The following is a 16,246-nucleotide window of genomic DNA, read 5'->3' on the forward strand; positions in this document are numbered from 1 at the left end:
TCCAATGAATCAGCAGAAGAGGGGGGCCGCTCTCGGCTTTAGCATACCCGCTCGGTGGTCAACACACGACCTGGGCCTAGGCGAGGGGAACAGTCCCCGGGAGATTATTTCCACAACCGTTTCCACCAAGGCTCGGGTTTAGGATTTTGAAAGTCCATCTTCTGGCGAATATCCTGAATATTCCACCCTGTGAGCTTAGCCAGGGTTTGGGCTTCCTTCTCAAACCGAGCGGGGAGGGATTGCTTGTAGCGACGACCGGCAGGACAATCCGCCTTCTGCTTGTAAGGGTGGCGCATCACATAGCGTCCTTGGAACAACTGACGGTTGCTAGTTTCTTGGAATACCAAATCTTCAGGAAATTTATCGCGACTATAGCGAACATGCAGACGGGTGATAAATACGCCTGTTGAACGAGGGGGGACTACAAAATCACCTTGAGGTCGCTCAGGCAGCCAGAACACCCCTGCTTTACGCAACTCTTCTGGGTTCAATGGCGTTGCCGAACAGGGATCGCAATTGCTCATATCCCAAGCATATTCTCGAAAGGCAACCCGCTTACCCGCTTTAGCATGAGCCGTCTCAAACATAGCGGTATAGAACTCACCAAACTCATCCTTCACAAACTCAGGGATCTCCGCATCCGTGGGAATATTGGCAGTGCGATAGTTGACCAGCTCCGCTTGTCCCTTAGGAGAGAGCAAATACACAATCAAATCTTGCTCTGTATTGGCATTGATCATGCCTAACCGAATCGGTAGCATAAACTTGGGCGAATCAAAGGCCATCTGCAAAGGCCGTAGCTTCTGAAATTCAGATTTCTCAAATTCTTCTAGGTTGACTTTGGCCACGAAGAATTTCATATTCTGGCGAATATAGGGCTTCAGTAGTGACCGTGCCCCTCGGGGGATTTTATAGCCATTACGATTCAGCCAGGTCTGGAGCCCATTGGATTCCTTTGCACTGAGAATGACAATGTCATACTCCCCAACAGTGAACTGGGCTTCGACGGTGACACCTAAATCGGCCTCAGTTCGAGACTCTTGCAGCGGAGCCGAACTGGGGGCAGCCGATAACTCCCTGTCGAGAGATTTACGAAAAACTTGGCAGGGATTTTCGTCAAAATATTCCACTAATCGGGGGGCAGAAAAATCATCCAGCCGTTGCAAGATCGTGGGATCGCCGACATGCACTTGGTCTTCCTGCAGGAGGACTGGGACGGGCACCACCATGGCGAAATCTTTCACGTCTCCTTTGAAGTCGTTGGCCATGGTGAGTACGGTGCGGCTGCCATCTTTTGCGATCGCAACTTGAGACGCCTCGTTATACAAAGCCGTATCGGCTTTAGCGACATAAAACCCACAAAAGGCCAAAGCATTGGGTGACAGGCTAGTCCACATCAACACAGCCACCAGACAAGCACTAAGGAAACGTTTCATTTTCATGATCCCAAGAAACCGTCACTGAATTTCGGTCTATGCTAGCTCAACTTTTTCAGTAGACTATCTATCGTTACAAGAATTGCAACAACCAGAATACGGTTCCAGGTTAAGCTCCCACCCGTGCTAAGCGGTATGCATCTACACGAGAACTATGGCCACTTGTGGTCACTTAGAACTGATGACTAGGACTTGGTCGTTTTCTTCGCAGTGGTCTTTTTCGCTGCTGTCTTTTTAGTCGTCGTTTTCTTAGCGGTAGTCTTCTTAGTGGTTTTCTTCTTCGTGGTTGATTTAGCGCGACTCGTCTTTTTCTTCCCCTTCGTCGAGGCTTTCTCCGCCAATAACGGCAGAGCCATCTCCAAAGTCACGTCTTCAACTTTTTTCCCTTCAGGCAAGGAGACATTCGTCTTATTGTGCTTAATATATGGGCCATAGGGACCGTCATACACATTGACGGGTGCTTCATCTTCCGGGTGACTGCCCAGTTCTTTCAAGGCTTTTTTCGTACCCCGTCGTCCCCGAGTGCCTTTGGGCATTGCCAATAATTCCAAAGCTCGCTCAAACGAGATAGTGAATAGATTATCTTCTTTCTTGAGTGACCGATAATCTTTTCCTTCTTTGCCTTGGTCATGGACTACATAGGGACCAAACCGCCCCAAACCGACCTGAACCTTGCAGCCCGTATCCGGATGCTGGCCCAGCAACCGAGGCAAGGACAAGAGCTCGACCGCCATATCTAAGGTCACCGACTCCATCGCCACTCCCTTGGGCAGAGAGGCTCGTTTAGGCTTTTTATTTTCCTCGGTGACATCCCCTAACTGGACATAAGGCCCATAGGCACCGAGCAGAATATAAATAGGCTCTCCTTTCTCGGGGTGGAAGCCTAATTTCTCAGGACCTTCCAGCTTTTGTTTAAGGAGTTGCTCAATTTGTTCTGGTGTCAAATCCGCTGGCGTCATATCTTTGGGCAAAGACGCCTTAACGGGTTTTTCCTCATGCTCCGTCTCGATATAGGGACCAAAACGACCAATTCTCACTTTGGCTTCCAGATTATCCAGATCAATGGTCCGAGCTTCACCTGGATCAATCTGATCCTGCCGAGTTTTGACTAGAGTTTCCAGACCTTCATCTCCCAGATAAAAGTCGCTTAGATATGGCAGCCACTCCACCTCACCAGTGGAGATGCCATCCAATCTGCGCTCCATGCGCGCCGTAAAGCTGAGATCCACTAAATCTGGAAAATGTTGCTCCAACAAAGCGGTGACAGCAAAGGCGGTAAAGGTGGGCACCAAAGCATTGGCCTGGCGCTGAGCATAGCCCCGGTCAATAATCGTGCCGATCACACTGGCATAGGTACTAGGACGACCAATCCCCTCTTTCTCCAGCATTTTCACCAGAGATGCTTCCGTAAACCGGGCAGGTGGCTGGGTCTCATGGCCAATGGGGGAAAGCTCTGTGCACTCCGGCGTATCCCCTTGCTTCAGGGAAGGCAGCAACACCTCTTGATCATCCAAAGCGGCATCGGGATCATCGGACCCTTCTACATAAGCCCGGAAAAATCCAGGAAAATCAATGCGCTTACCCGTCGATCGGAACCCAGCATCTTCAACTTCTAGATGAACCGTAATGTGGGTTTGACGTGCCTCAGCCATTTGGGTAGCGACGGTGCGCTTCCAGATTAGGTCATAGAGTTTACTTTCTGCGCCTTGTAAGTCCGTCTCTTTAGGGGTACGGAAGGTTTGTCCAGCCGGACGAATCGCTTCATGAGCTTCTTGAGCCCCCTTGCTTTTCGTCTTATACTGCCTCGGCTCAGGACTCAGGTAGTTTTTCCCGTAGAGGTCTTCCACGCAGCTCCGAGCAGCCGCAATGGCCTGCTGCGACAGATTCACCGAATCTGTTCGCATATAGGTAATAAATCCCTTCTCATACAGACTCTGGGCCACCCGCATGGTTTCTCGCGCCGACAGTCTTAGTTTGCGGTTGGCTTCTTGCTGCAGTGTAGAGGTAATAAAGGGAGGCGCAGGCTTACGAGTAGACGGGCGCTCATCCACCCCCGCAACGGACCAGGTTTTATCGGTCAGACGAGCTTGTAAAGCCAGGGTCTCCTCTTCATTCAGCAGAACCACATCTCGCCCTGCAATGATTTGCCCGGTATTCTCGTCAAAATCATTGCCTGTGGCTAATCGCTTGTCAGCTAGGGTCACCAAGCGCGATTCAAACGACGATTTATCTTTGCTAAGGGCTGCTTTTAAGTCCCAATAGCTGCCTTGGCGGAAGGCACGTCGCTCTCGCTCCCGCTTAACGAGCAGCCGCACTGCGACAGACTGTACCCGTCCCGCAGACAAGCTAGGGGCAATCTTTTTCCACAGCAGGGGAGATAGGGTGTATCCCACCAAACGGTCTAAAATACGGCGAGTTTCTTGAGCCCGAACCAACCGCTGATCCACCTCACGGCAGTTGGTTAAGGCAGCTTTAATTGCTTCATCCGTGATCTCATGAAAGACCATCCGCTTCGTCGGCACCTTAGGCTTCAGAAGCTGCAGCAGATGCCAGCTAATACTTTCCCCCTCTCTGTCTTCGTCAGTCGCTAGCACTAACTCATCGGAATTTTTAAGGGCTTCTTTCAGCTCTTTGACAATTTTTTTCTTATCTTTGGGGACAACATATAAAGGTTCAAAATCGGACTGAACATTGACCCCTAAGCTGGACCATTTCTCACCTTTAACCGCTGCGGGGATTTCTGATGCAGTCCGGGGTAGATCACGAACATGCCCCATCGATGCTTCAACCCGGTATCCCGAAGGCAGATAATTGCGGATTGTTTTCGCCTTCGTAGGAGATTCAACAATAACCAGTGTGGACATAGTCTCAATGGGGAATGTGTGATGGACAAAAGATAAGCCGCCTTTGCCAATCCCAACCTAATTCATGCGGACAGACAAAGGAAGCACTAAATTCTTGCTTAGAAGTTCTGAGTTGCGATATGACCCTACCCTAACCTTAATCAGACGATTGAGTGGGTAGCTAAATGAACCCCTTCAAATTTTTTATAGCAAATGTTGCGAGTGTACCCTAAGTTTTTTGTCACTTGATCAACGGGTAGCTCCTCAAGTCTAGCCCGCTTCTCCCGGCAGAACGTCCCTTAACTTGGTATCTTGGTTGTTGGCGCTTGCGCGTTAAAATTCTCAACATAATCCTTGCCATTGAACTTTATTGTTAGATGACTGGGCTTATGTCGCCAAAGACATTACCACTCTTGACTAATGGACGTTGCCAATCTCGCTAGCCAGCTAAATGCCACCACCATCTTGCCTGAAGGTGTTTTGGTGATCTCGTTAATTCTTGTTCTCCTTGGAGATATTACCTTTGGTCGTTCATCGGCAAAATGGACCCCATACCTTGCGATCGCAAGTTTGGCAGCCTGCCTCTATCTGCTCTATACCCAGTGGGATCAAGCGAATCCCATCGGTTTTCTGGGGAGCTTCAATGCCGATAACCTCAGCATTGTTTTTAGAGCCATTATTGCCCTGTCGACTCTAGTCACCATCCTGATGTCGGTGCGCTATATCGAACAGTCGGGCAGTTCCATCGGCGAATTTATGACGGTGCTGTTAACAGCCACTGTTGGAGCGATGTTCCTCTGCGGTGCCGAAGAGCTCGTCATGATCTTTATCTCTTTGGAAACGTTGAGTATCGCCTCTTACCTAATGACGGGTTACATGAAGCGCGATTCTCGCTCTAATGAAGCCGCTCTGAAATATTTGCTGATTGGTGCAGCCAGTTCTGCCGTTTTTCTCTACGGTCTGTCTTTGCTCTATGGCCTTTCCGGTGGCAAAACCCATTTAGATGACATTGCCCTGGCCTTAACCGATACTTCCAAGTCCCTGGCTCTCGTTATTTCCCTAGTATTTGTGATTGCTAGCGTCAGCTTCAAGATTGCGGCAGTCCCCTTCCACCAATGGACCCCCGACGTCTACGAAGGCTCTCCCACACCGGTCGTTGCTTTTCTCTCTGTCGGGTCCAAAGCAGCCGGATTTGCCCTCGCGATTCGCCTGTTAACCCAAGCCTTCCCCAACCTAGTGGAGCAGTGGCAATTCATCTTCACGGCCTTAGCCATTCTGAGTATGGTGCTTGGTAACGTGGTTGCCATTGCCCAAACCAGCATGAAGCGGATGCTCGCTTACTCTTCCATTGGTCAGGCAGGCTTTGTCATGATTGGCCTCGTCATTGGAACAGAAGCAGGTTATGCCAGCATGGTTTTCTACCTGCTGATTTACCTGTTTATGAACCTGGGCGCATTTACTTGCGTGATCCTGTTCTCTCTCCGGACTGGCACCGATGAAATTGGCGATTATGCTGGCCTCTATCTTAAAGATCCGCTCTTAACCCTAGCCTTGAGCCTCTGTTTGCTCTCCCTAGGAGGGATACCGCCGCTTGCAGGCTTCTTCGGCAAGCTATACCTCTTCTGGGCCGGTTGGCAAGCCGGAGCCTATGGTTTGGTTCTTCTGGGCTTAATCACTAGTGTGGTCTCCATCTACTACTACATTCGAGTGATTAAGATGATGGTGGTCAAAGAGCCTCAAGATATGTCTGAGGTGATCAAAAACTATCCCAGCATTGTTTGGAAGCCCTTAGGAATGCGTCCCTTACAAGTGGGCTTAGTCCTTACGTTAATTGCGACCTCTTTGGCTGGAGTCCTTTCCAATCCCTTGCTCACGATTGTAAATAGCTCGGTTGCGGATGTCCCTCGCTTTAAGCAAGCAACCATCCCGACGTCCATCGATGTTGCGATTCAGCCCGATACACCAACGATTGCACCTGAGCTATAAGCGTTATGCTAATCGGGTGGGGCCAGATACCAAGCCATAGATTTATTAGCAACGCCTAGAAGCAAGCAGATTATCTCTTCTAGAAACAGCTGCATTAGCTAATTTTCTCTAACTCTAACAACCAAAAAGGAGCCTCCCATATGGGAGGCTCCTTTTTGATGGCTGACTGAAGTTGTTGATTTAGTAGGTTTCTACATGCCAGCGATGAGCCTTCTTCAAGGTTCGCTGATACTCGGACCAATCCACGCCATGCTTAGCAGCGGCAGCAGACATTCCTTCATCAATGCCACCTTCCATACCTTTCAAACCGCAAATATAGGTGTGGGTATTTTCTTTCTGAACCAACTCCCACAATTCATCGGCATGTTCAGCAATACGGCTTTGGATATACATCTTGCTACCATCTGCGGCCTTTTGCTCACGGCTAATGGCATAGGTCAACCGGAAGTTATCAGGATATTGACTCTGTAGCTCTTCTAACTCTTCCTTGTAAAGGATATTGGGAGTGTAAGCGACCCCAAAGAATAGCCAGGCTAAGCCTTTGAACTTATAGTCGTCATGCTTTTCTTTGAACATCCGCCACAGATAAGCGCGGAAAGGAGCGATACCAGTGCCTGTCCCCATCATGATGATGTTGGCTTCAGGATCATCGGGTAACAGCATTTCTTTACCCACTGGCCCCGTAATTTTGACATCATCACCGGGTTGCATGTCGCATAGATGCTTGGAACACACGCCATAGACCCGCTCTCCGGTCTCAGGATGGTCATATTCCAATTGGCGAACACAAAGAGAAATCGTTTTATCATCTACCCGATCGCCATGACGAGTCGAGGCAATGGAATAGAGACGCAACTTATGGGGTTTACCATTGGCATCTGTTCCAGCAGGGATAATGCCAATACTTTGACCTTCGATATAGCGGAGATCCCCTTCGGAAAGATCAAACATAAGGTGCTGAACTCTCCCTTCGCCTCCTTCCCGCACTAGGGCTTCATTAGATAAGCACTTCCCTACAAAGGGGGTTTTAGGACGGTATATATTAACGGGAATATCGTCTTTTTTCTTAGCCTTTTTAGCGGACTGAGGGGGGGCAACGGGCGCTTCGGGGGCTGGTTCTGCGATGATGGGCTTTTCTTCAACCTCGGGAACGTCAATGTTGACCATTTTGGCGCCAGCTTTGGCAAAATTTCTCAAATCCTTTTTCAATCGATCGAACGGTTTTTCCATTATTTCTGAAGCTCTCCGAAGCTAACCTGTCGTAATATTTTGCAATAGAATGTCTATGATTTCAAAGGAGTGTATCTTACACTTCTTAGGGTTTCGGTTTCAATTTGGTCAATCGTTCTACATCCTAGGGAACAGCGCAATTGTATAACGGTCATAGACCATAGGCTACAGCTTTAGACAAATCGAATTGATGGCAAAAAGCCGATAAAACCATGTCTAAAATTGATGACTTAAATCATTTCGGTCTGTAACGAAAAAGTTAAGGTGTGTTGCAAGTTGCCCTTGTGAACGGCTGTAGATGGCATTTGGTCAGGATCCCCGTGATACGATTCGCTACGTAGCCGTTAAAAGTTTGGAGGATCGCCTTGGCACTTCGGGTAGCAGTTGTTGGGTCAGGGCCAGCCGGTTCATCAGCAGCAGAAACGCTGGTAAAGGCTGGTATTGAGACCTATTTATTTGAGCGTAAATTAGATAACGCTAAACCTTGTGGTGGTGCGATTCCGCTGTGCATGGTGGACGAATTTGATCTCCCCCTTGAGATTATTGATCGTCAAGTTAGAAAGATGAGAATGATCTCTCCTTCTAATGTTGAGGTGGATATCAACATTAAAAATGAGGGTGAATATATCGGCATGTGTCGTCGGGAAGTCCTTGACGGCTTTATGCGCGATCGCGCCGCTAAATTAGGGGCGAAGTTGATCAATGGCACCGTTAATAAGCTGGATTTCCCCACTGGAGCCAACCAGCCTTATACAATTCACTATGCTGATTTAACCGGCGGTCGAGCTGAAGGGGTGATGAAAACCCTCCAAGTCGACTTGGTGATCGGTGCGGATGGCGCAAACTCCAGAATTGCAAAAGAGATAAAAGCAGGCGACTACAACTATGCGATCGCATTTCAGGAGCGAATTCGCCTTCCTGATGAGTACATGGCGTATTACCAAGATCGCGCCGAGATGTATGTCGGTGATGATGTCTCCACTGACTTCTATGCTTGGGTATTCCCCAAATACGATCACGTTGCTGTCGGCACCGGCACCATGAAGGTCAACCAAGCCGACATCAAGAAGCTGCAGGCCGGTATTCGTGCTCGTGCGGCCCATCGTCTCGTTGGCGGTGAAATCATCAAAGTGGAAGCTCACCCCATTCCTGAGCATCCTCGTCCTCGCCGGGTTGTCGGTCGGGTTGCCCTCGTCGGTGACGCTGCCGGTACGGTCACCAAATCTTCTGGCGAAGGGATCTACTTTGCAGCCAAGTCTGCCCGGATGTGTGCCGAAGCCATCGTTGAATTTTCCAACAATGGTCAGCGGATTCCCACGGAAGATGAACTCAAAATTTATCTCAAGCGTTGGGATAAGGCCTACGGCATGACCTATAAGGTCCTCGATATTTTGCAGCGGGTCTTCTACCGTTCCGACGCCACTCGGGAAGCCTTTGTGGAAATGTGTGCCGATGAAGATGTCCAACAAATGACGTTTGATAGTTATTTGTATAAGACGGTGGTTCCCATGAATCCCCTGAAGCAAATCAAGATTACCGCTAAAACCATCGGCAGTTTGATTCGCGGCAACGCTCTTGCACCCTAAGGTCATGATTTGAGCATTTTGCATATAAAAGCCAAAGCCCTTTAGATTCAAAACCTAAAGGGCTTTGGCTTTTGATACAAGCATCCTAAAAAACGCTTCCCAAACTTTTGATCACAAGGAAGGGTTTAAGGATTCAAAACTTTCACTTGGATCCCCCGATGATCTTCCTGTTCGGGGACCTCACCAGGTTTATCGGGGCCCGGTGTAAGCTCTACCTGCGGCGGTAGACCAATACTAATTTCTTGGGGTTCAGGGAGCTGCTTGGGTTGAGGCTGCCAAGAACGAATTCCCACTTCTTGGACCCCCAAGGTTTTAGCATCACCGGTCCTTGAGGAAGCTGATTGCCGATTTTGTCCTCGTCGTTGGGCCCTGGCATCTTCGCCCCCCATGCTCAGCACCACCATCAATAGGGTTGTACAAACGAACGTTAATCTCAACATCGTTTTAGCTCTCTTTATGATTAATAACCTAGATAAACGGGGATAGTATCAACTTTAAACGGTTGAGTGAGATGATTTACCCGTCTAAAGTCACAAATGAATCAGATTTTCCTCAGATATTCTTATTTTAGTGAATATATTTTTGACTTTTTGGTCTAACGCAACCAAATTCAAGACTTAAAATTTTCTTTAGATCTTTACTTCAGACCAGCGCAAGTCAGGATACCTCTCCCTGAAACCCATCGAAGACCCTTTATTCTGGGAAAGAAGACACAAAGGAGCCATAAGACTATGGCTGTGACCATTCATCAGCTACGGACATGGAAAGAACAGGGACGTCCCATCTCAGTCCTGACCGCTTGGGACTTTCCCTTTGCAACGTTATTAGATCAAGCAGGAGTCGATGTCTTATTGGTGGGAGACTCCCTAGCCATGGTTGCCTTAGGATATCCCACCACTCTCCCGTTGACCTTGGACGAAATGCTTTACCATGCACAAGCTGTGACTAGAGGGGTCAACCATGCCCTAGTCATTTGTGATCTACCCTTTCTGAGCTATCAAGAAAGTCCGCAACAGGCCTTGAGAAGTGCTGGGACCTTATTGCAACAGGCAGGCGTAGCCGCCGTCAAACTAGAGGGAGGATATCCAGATATGGCGAAAACCGTTCACTATCTGGTTGACCGAGGAATCCCAGTGATGGGACATGTGGGCTTAACCCCCCAGTCTGTTCATCAGTTCAGCGGCTATCGACGTCAAGGGACCTCCGATGTAGAGGCGGATCGTATTTTACAAGAAGCGATTGCCTTGGAAGCTGCAGGCGCGTTTGCCATTGTTCTGGAGCATATTCCTGCCCCCCTAGCCACGAAAATCACCCAAACATTGACCATTCCCACCATTGGCATCGGCGCAGGTCCAGGCTGTGATGGCCAGGTGCTGGTTACAGCCGATATGTTGGGCCTGTCTGCATGGCAACCGCCCTTTGCCAAAGCCTATACCAATTTGCAGGAATCGATTACTGGAGCCGTGCAGCAATTTTGTGATGATGTCCGTCATCACCAATTTCCCCAATAGGGCTGACTCCAAATCCAGTCACCTCGCTGAAACCGAAGAGAAAGCGATAAGGTAATAAAGTAGAGATGTGGCCTAGCTGGGAAAGGAAGGGATGAATGCCTATCATCGCCGTGATTGACTACGATATGGGCAATCTGCATTCAGCCTGCAAAGGACTGCAAGAAGCTGGGACTCAAACAATTGTCAGCGATCGGCCGGAGGATCTGGTATCAGCGGATGCGGTGGTTCTACCCGGCGTAGGTGCTTTTGATCCAGCGATGCAGCATTTGCGATCTCGCCAGCTGATTCCTGTCATCCAAGATATTCTCGCTAGCGGCAAACCCTTTCTCGGCATTTGCTTGGGGCTACAAATTTTGTTTGAAGGCAGTGAAGAAGGGACTGAAGCCGGATTAGGCATTATTCCCGGTACGGTTAAGCGCTTCCAATCCGAACCCGGCATTACCATTCCTCATATGGGCTGGAACCAACTGGAGTATCAACAACCTGATTTGCCCCTATGGCGTCATTCTCCTGCTCAGCCTTGGGTCTATTTCGTGCATTCTTACTACGTTGACCCCGTTGACCCCACCGTTAAAGCCGCCACCGTCACCCACGGCACTCAAACCATTACCGCAGCCATTGCCCGAGATAACCTAATGGCCGTTCAGTTCCACCCCGAAAAATCTTCCACTTTCGGGTTACAAATCCTGGCCAACTTTGTTGAGCAGGTGCAGGCCACCTTGGCGACTCCCGCTGTTTGACCCCCATGAATTACTTAATTGCCGTCCTAGCCGACCGCATCCAAGCAGAAGCCGCCTATACCGACTTGGAAAAAGCAGGCATTCCCCTCACTCAAGTTTCTATATTGGGCAGAGGTTATAAAAGCGCTGATGAATTTGGCTTTATTGACCCCAAAAAGCCCGCCCGCGAGCAAGCCCGACGGCTAATGAACTTTTCCATCCCTTTAGGGTTAATCTTTGGATCTACCTTTGAGCTATACACGGGCATCCGCCTTTTCCCTGGGGTGGGAACGGTAATTAATGTCGTTTTAGGCGGACTGCTCGGCGCGTCTTTTGGTGCTTTTGGTGGGCTGTTCTCAGGGGGGTTAGCCGGTTTAACAACGGGCAGCGGTGATGCATTGGTTTATCGCAATCGCCTCAATGCAGGGAAATATATTGTGGTGGTCAAAGGTAAAGAATCACTGACCCGTAAAGCCACTGATATTCTGCAAGGATATGACCCCGAAAATATCCAAGGCTATATTGAACCGCCAGACTGATGGTCAGAATTTACGGTAACCGTCAGATTAAAACCCTACCCGGCTTACAGACCCGCCCCACTACAGCCCGGGTACGGGAAGCCCTATTTAATCGCTGGCAACATCATCTCCAGGGGTGCCATTGGCTCGATCTCTGTGCGGGCTTCGGCTCCATGGGAGCCGAAGCCCTTTGTCGAGAAGCTGCAGTGGTCTATGGCATTGAACAAGCAGGTGAGGCTTGCCGGATTATCCGCCAGAACTGGCAGTCTGTGGCCCGTCCAGCCCAAACCTTTCAAGTCCTGCGGGGAGATGTCGTCAAACGGCTGGCTAAATTGCAAAGTCAGTCTTTTGATCGGATTTACTTTGATCCCCCCTATGATGGCGGCTTATATGGAGCAGTACTGGATGCGATCTCAACTCACAATCTCCTCAAAGCCACAGGAGAACTCGCCGTCGAACATCGTCCCAAGCAGCAATTCCCCATTCCCACAACACTCCAAATCTGTCATACAAGCATCTATGGCAACACAGCCCTGACCTTTTTCCAGATCTCGCAACTGGCATAAACAAAATCAGAGAGACGAACCCATCTCTCTGATTTACAGATAACAAATATTGTGGACAGCTCAAACAGAGCTGTTTCCTGCGAGGTTTAACAAACTTTAGCCAACCTCTTCTCCACGCTTGTATTGTTGCCATGCAGCGACAAATAGTCCAGCTAGAGTCACTGGAACTAGGCCAAGTACAATACCTGCTAACAGAGGTTCTACCACGGTGATAACTCCTTTGTGTACGCCTTAAAATAGCGTCTGAATCGTCCTTCCTTACTCTAGTAACCTTTGGGAACCTTGACAAGCGAATCCCTATTATTCCTTAGGCAAAGCATTTTTCAAATCTGTTGATACGGGTTGTTATTATAGGTAAAACAACCCAATTTTAAAGCGATCAGAAATTGAAACAACCGATTTTTTGATCCGTCTTAACAGTAATATCACCTTAGGTCAAAGCCCTAGGCGCTCTGATTGCTGACCCATAACTATCTATTTTTATTTTTTATGAACGGCTCTTCTAATCAACTGTTTTCCAAATCATGGCAACGACCTGGAAACCTTGCCATGATGGCTTCGATCGCGGCTCACGGTGTGTTATTTGCCGGTTTAGCACTCGTACCCGCAACAGGCCAGCAAACAGACAGGAAACAACTGCGAGTCGTCAGTCTGCTCAAATCTCAACCTAATCCGGCGGCCCAACCCAACCCGGCCATTGATCCCAATGCCCCACCCCCAGCTCCTGGTGTAGCGGGTTTACCCCTCAACATCACCACCCCTGATGGCCTCGCTGAATTGCCCGTCACTGATACTCCCAATCCAGCCTTTGACCCCTTTGCCTCTTCAATTGTGGAGTTACCTCCTCCTCCTCCACAGCCAAGCTTTACCCCCTTTGATCCCAATTCTTTAGCAGCATTACCCCCTGGACGAAACCCTGCCCCACCGCAACAAACCCCACCTCCTAGTAATTCCGGTCCATCCCTAAGTGATGAAGACTTTCAGGCTTGGCTCAACGGCACCTCCGATTTACCGAATTTGCCACCAGATCCAGGATCTACAGGTCCTTTGCCTCCACCAGGTGCTGCCCCCGGTCCTGTTGCCAGCAACACCACACCTCTAAGTCCAGCTAATGTAGGCGGAATAGACAGTAGTGCGAACCCTAACGATAGTAATTCCCTGGCCTCCTCTTCCGTTGCGCCTCCGGCTCAGAATGTCAAACGCTTTGTTGCCTACAACTACCCCAAAGAAGCCTGTCCAGATCGTTTAGAAGGTAAAGCAGAATATCGGATTTGGGTCAGTTCCAAAGCGGCACCCGTCGTCTCCGATATTGTCCTGTCTACTAACTCGCCGATCCTGGATCGAGCTGTTCTGGAGGCAGCGAAGAAATACAAAATCAAGGCCGAAGACGCCAACAAAATCGTCATCTTACCCTTCGACATTAAATATTCCCAATCCGTTTGTGCGGCTAAGGAGCCTGCTCCACCTATCTCTGAGCCCAATTTACCGCCAGTCACCCCAGTCCCAACTCCCAAGCCACCCACTCCTGCTAACCCACCATCCACGAATACACCCCCCGAGAGTCCTGCTCCGGCGGAACCGATTACTCCCCCGATACCACAGCCTAATTTACCTCCGGTAGATCCAGCACAACCTGCACCACCGACTGCACCTCAGCCAACACAACCGGCTCTACCTCCTCAGCCAGCCCAACCAGCTCCTGCTGCACCCGCCCCCAGCCCAGTGCAGCCTGCTGTTCCCATCCAAGAGCCTCCAACGAACTCAGATCTACCACCGGTGCCTGCCGCTCCCCAGCCAGCGGCCCCACCCGCTAGTCCTCAGCCTCCAGCAGCGACCCCACCAGGAGCTCCTAGTGCCCCTGCTGCTCCACCGGCAGCACCCGCTGCCCCACCCGCTGCCCCACCGGCGGATGACACTCCAGCCAATTAATTTAAGACAGACAAAAAGCCCACTTGAATTCTGAGCCATCCCAGAATTCAAGTGGACCCATCGAGGCAGGGTTTCTTTCAGCCAACAACTTCAATCGTTCCCACCATACCGGCTTCGGTATGGCCTGGAACCGTACATCGCAGTGAATAAGTTCCAGAGCGCAGTGGAACAAAGACCCACTCTGCTTCAGTATTGGCTCTCAATTCTAATTCGTGAATCGCACCTTTAATTTCTACATTCCCTGCGTCAACTTTTTGCGACCAAATCCCATCCGCAAAATCTTTGGCGGTGAAGTAGTGCTTTTGGCCACTAGAGTTGCTTAAGTGCAGATTATAGCGACGCCCTGGCTCAAATTGTAGATTATCAGGGAAAAACCGCAAGGCTCCAGCCTCATTCCCTAACGCGATATCAACATCAATGGCAGGTTGTTTGGCTAAATTAGTGGCAGCCATCCCTGCACCAGAGCTGCCTAATATCGTACCTACAGTGAGAACGGCTGTTAAGACCAAGGCCAGCACTGCTCGACGAAGCCTGTTATTCATGACATGTCTCCTGCAACGAATGGAGAAGGATCACCGCTTTCATTCCAGTACGGCTCAGAGTGCGATTATAGCGCCGCAACTGAAGCTGTGCGAAAGACTGCAATTTAGCGTTTTAAATTGATAAATTGCGACATTCACAGCAGCATTTCTATGAATTCAACTCGACTTTAGCCATATCTTTGGGGGTTGGGTTCTGTTTCCCAATCAGTTTGGGCCAGAACAAACCAGAATTTTCTCGATACTGTTCAAACTCAGGATATCGCGACAGAGAGCGATCTTTTTTGAGCATATTAGGGATAAAAACAGCTCCAAAAAAACCGCCAAGGATGACAAAAGGCAACCAATGCATCGTCAACATCGCAAAGGATAGATAAATCAACATTTCACCTAAATAGTTAGGGTTGCGACAACGAGCAAAAAAGCCTTCAGTAATCAATCTCGGTTGATACTTGAGGATCAAATATTTTTGCGCATCACTCCCAAAATGGAGAAAGACACCAACAATATTGAGGGCTATTGCACCAGCAATCAAAGGTACAGCAGGCTCAACACGACGACTGATCAAAATATATGGGGCCACCCAATATAAACTGATGAGCCCAAATCCCAATAAGTGGATGGGCCATGGATATTGCTGTTCCCATTGTTTATCGGGATACAGTTGATCTTTAAGTAACCACAGCAATCCATAGGTGCCATGTAAGGCCAAATAAACCCAAGCCCCCAGCATAAAGTTTTGATAAATCAACATTAGACCCAAGATAAAGATAAAGGTCGTGCCTTTATGAAGATTGATGCAGTACTTGATCTTCATCATTTGCTTCTGGTCTTTAAAAAATTTTCATCGTCCCAATCACATCTCTCAGCCGCTCTGATAAATGTAAAAAGTCAGTCCTTAGACCAAATTATCATCAACAAAAAAACTACCAGCGATTGCTTTATACCGATCAAAGGAGAGACTTGCCTAACCTGTTCCCAGACCTATGGATGAGGACTATATTTAGATTCTTATAGCTTTAACACTCAGGGTTCAATATCAACCACTGATCGCTCAATTCAGCCAGTGTCGTGATGGCGGCTGACTTCCTCATTATTTCCTACCAGCCCTGCCCAGACTGATTCAGCGATTCGCTTAAAACTCGAATCATCATGGCCCCTATTCCTCCGCTGCCCTAGGACTTAGTTCATGGGTGCCTTGGAGACAATGGTTATAACCGAAGCCGTCGTGGGTAACAGCTCATCTTCTACAACTCACCCAGGTGTATTCAATCTTGACCACCGAGGCGTTGGAATATCAGACAAGCTGAAGCCCTTAATAGATTGACTCGCTCAAGCTGTGCTCTCAGGTGAATCGTTGGCCTATTCTCTAAATTCACTCCA

At 49.0% G+C, this 16,246-nt stretch carries 13 protein-coding genes and 1 pseudogene; 7 read left to right on the forward strand and 7 right to left on the reverse strand.

All coding sequences use genetic code 11. From position 1 onward, the window contains the following. Window positions 1–104: 104 nt before the first annotated feature. Together AM1_RS09140 and topA are read right to left on the reverse strand one after the other, a co-directional pair. A complete protein-coding gene (locus tag AM1_RS09140) occupies window positions 105–1,442 on the reverse strand; it encodes a DUF2330 domain-containing protein (RefSeq protein ID WP_012162549.1) in 1,338 nt (445 codons plus the stop codon). Window positions 1,443–1,621: 179 nt separating this feature from the next. Further along, window positions 1,622–4,300, reverse strand: a complete 2,679-nt coding sequence (topA, locus tag AM1_RS09145) for a type I DNA topoisomerase (protein ID WP_012162550.1) — start codon at window positions 4,298–4,300, stop codon at window positions 1,622–1,624. Window positions 4,301–4,699: 399 nt separating this feature from the next. On the opposite strand from topA, the gene AM1_RS09150 reads away from it, so the two are divergent. Then, on the forward strand, window positions 4,700–6,265 hold the full coding sequence (locus tag AM1_RS09150) for an NAD(P)H-quinone oxidoreductase subunit N (RefSeq protein WP_012162551.1): 1,566 nt from the start codon (window positions 4,700–4,702) through the stop codon (window positions 6,263–6,265). Window positions 6,266–6,445: 180 nt separating this feature from the next. On the opposite strand, the pseudogene petH reads toward AM1_RS09150, so the two are convergent. Next, window positions 6,446–7,501 (reverse strand): annotated as a pseudogene (gene petH, locus AM1_RS09155) (ferredoxin--NADP reductase); the annotation flags it as partial. 359 nt (window positions 7,502–7,860) lie between these two features. Between petH and chlP the strand changes: the two are divergent. Then, complete coding sequence (chlP, locus tag AM1_RS09160; RefSeq protein ID WP_010474534.1) at window positions 7,861–9,081, forward strand: geranylgeranyl reductase; 1,221 nt, start codon at window positions 7,861–7,863, stop codon at window positions 9,079–9,081. A 125-nt stretch (window positions 9,082–9,206) separates the two neighbouring features. Here chlP and AM1_RS09165 read toward each other — a convergent pair whose 3' ends face one another. Then, entirely contained in the window at window positions 9,207–9,521 is a 315-nt protein-coding gene (locus AM1_RS09165) for a hypothetical protein (RefSeq protein ID WP_012162553.1), read from the reverse strand. Between the two features lie 291 nt (window positions 9,522–9,812). On the opposite strand from AM1_RS09165, the gene panB reads away from it, so the two are divergent. From panB to rsmD, 4 genes are all read left to right on the forward strand, one after another. Then, complete coding sequence (gene panB, locus AM1_RS09170; protein ID WP_012162554.1) at window positions 9,813–10,592, forward strand: 3-methyl-2-oxobutanoate hydroxymethyltransferase; 780 nt, start codon at window positions 9,813–9,815, stop codon at window positions 10,590–10,592. Window positions 10,593–10,687: 95 nt separating this feature from the next. Beyond that, window positions 10,688–11,332, forward strand: coding sequence for an imidazole glycerol phosphate synthase subunit HisH (hisH, locus tag AM1_RS09175; protein ID WP_012162555.1), 645 nt, complete (start codon window positions 10,688–10,690; stop codon window positions 11,330–11,332). Window positions 11,333–11,337: 5 nt separating this feature from the next. Next, complete coding sequence (locus AM1_RS09180) at window positions 11,338–11,850, forward strand: hypothetical protein (RefSeq protein WP_012162556.1); 513 nt, start codon at window positions 11,338–11,340, stop codon at window positions 11,848–11,850. Next, on the forward strand, window positions 11,850–12,395 hold the full coding sequence (gene rsmD, locus AM1_RS09185) for a 16S rRNA (guanine(966)-N(2))-methyltransferase RsmD (RefSeq protein ID WP_012162557.1): 546 nt from the start codon (window positions 11,850–11,852) through the stop codon (window positions 12,393–12,395). Before AM1_RS09180 ends, rsmD begins: the two co-directional genes overlap by 1 nt. Window positions 12,396–12,491: 96 nt before the next feature. Here rsmD and petG read toward each other — a convergent pair whose 3' ends face one another. Further along, on the reverse strand, window positions 12,492–12,602 hold the full coding sequence (gene petG / locus AM1_RS38615; RefSeq protein WP_010474545.1) for a cytochrome b6-f complex subunit V: 111 nt from the start codon (window positions 12,600–12,602) through the stop codon (window positions 12,492–12,494). A 282-nt stretch (window positions 12,603–12,884) separates the two neighbouring features. Here petG and AM1_RS43945 point away from each other — a divergent pair, with 282 nt between their 5' ends. Next, the gene (locus AM1_RS43945; protein ID WP_148215704.1) at window positions 12,885–14,324 is read left to right on the forward strand and encodes an energy transducer TonB; all 1,440 of its coding nucleotides are present in this window, start codon (window positions 12,885–12,887) and stop codon (window positions 14,322–14,324) included. Between the two features lie 77 nt (window positions 14,325–14,401). On the opposite strand, the gene AM1_RS09195 is transcribed toward AM1_RS43945, so the two are convergent. Both AM1_RS09195 and AM1_RS09200 read right to left on the reverse strand, forming a co-directional pair. Then, the gene (locus AM1_RS09195; protein ID WP_012162558.1) at window positions 14,402–14,866 is read right to left on the reverse strand and encodes a plastocyanin/azurin family copper-binding protein; all 465 of its coding nucleotides are present in this window, start codon (window positions 14,864–14,866) and stop codon (window positions 14,402–14,404) included. A gap of 148 nt (window positions 14,867–15,014) precedes the next feature. Continuing rightward, a complete protein-coding gene (locus AM1_RS09200) occupies window positions 15,015–15,680 on the reverse strand; it encodes a methyltransferase family protein (RefSeq protein WP_012162559.1) in 666 nt (221 codons plus the stop codon). Between the last annotated feature and the right edge of the window lie 566 nt (window positions 15,681–16,246).

The organism is Acaryochloris marina MBIC11017, from assembly GCF_000018105.1.
Lineage (GTDB): Bacteria > Cyanobacteriota > Cyanobacteriia > Thermosynechococcales > Thermosynechococcaceae > Acaryochloris > Acaryochloris marina.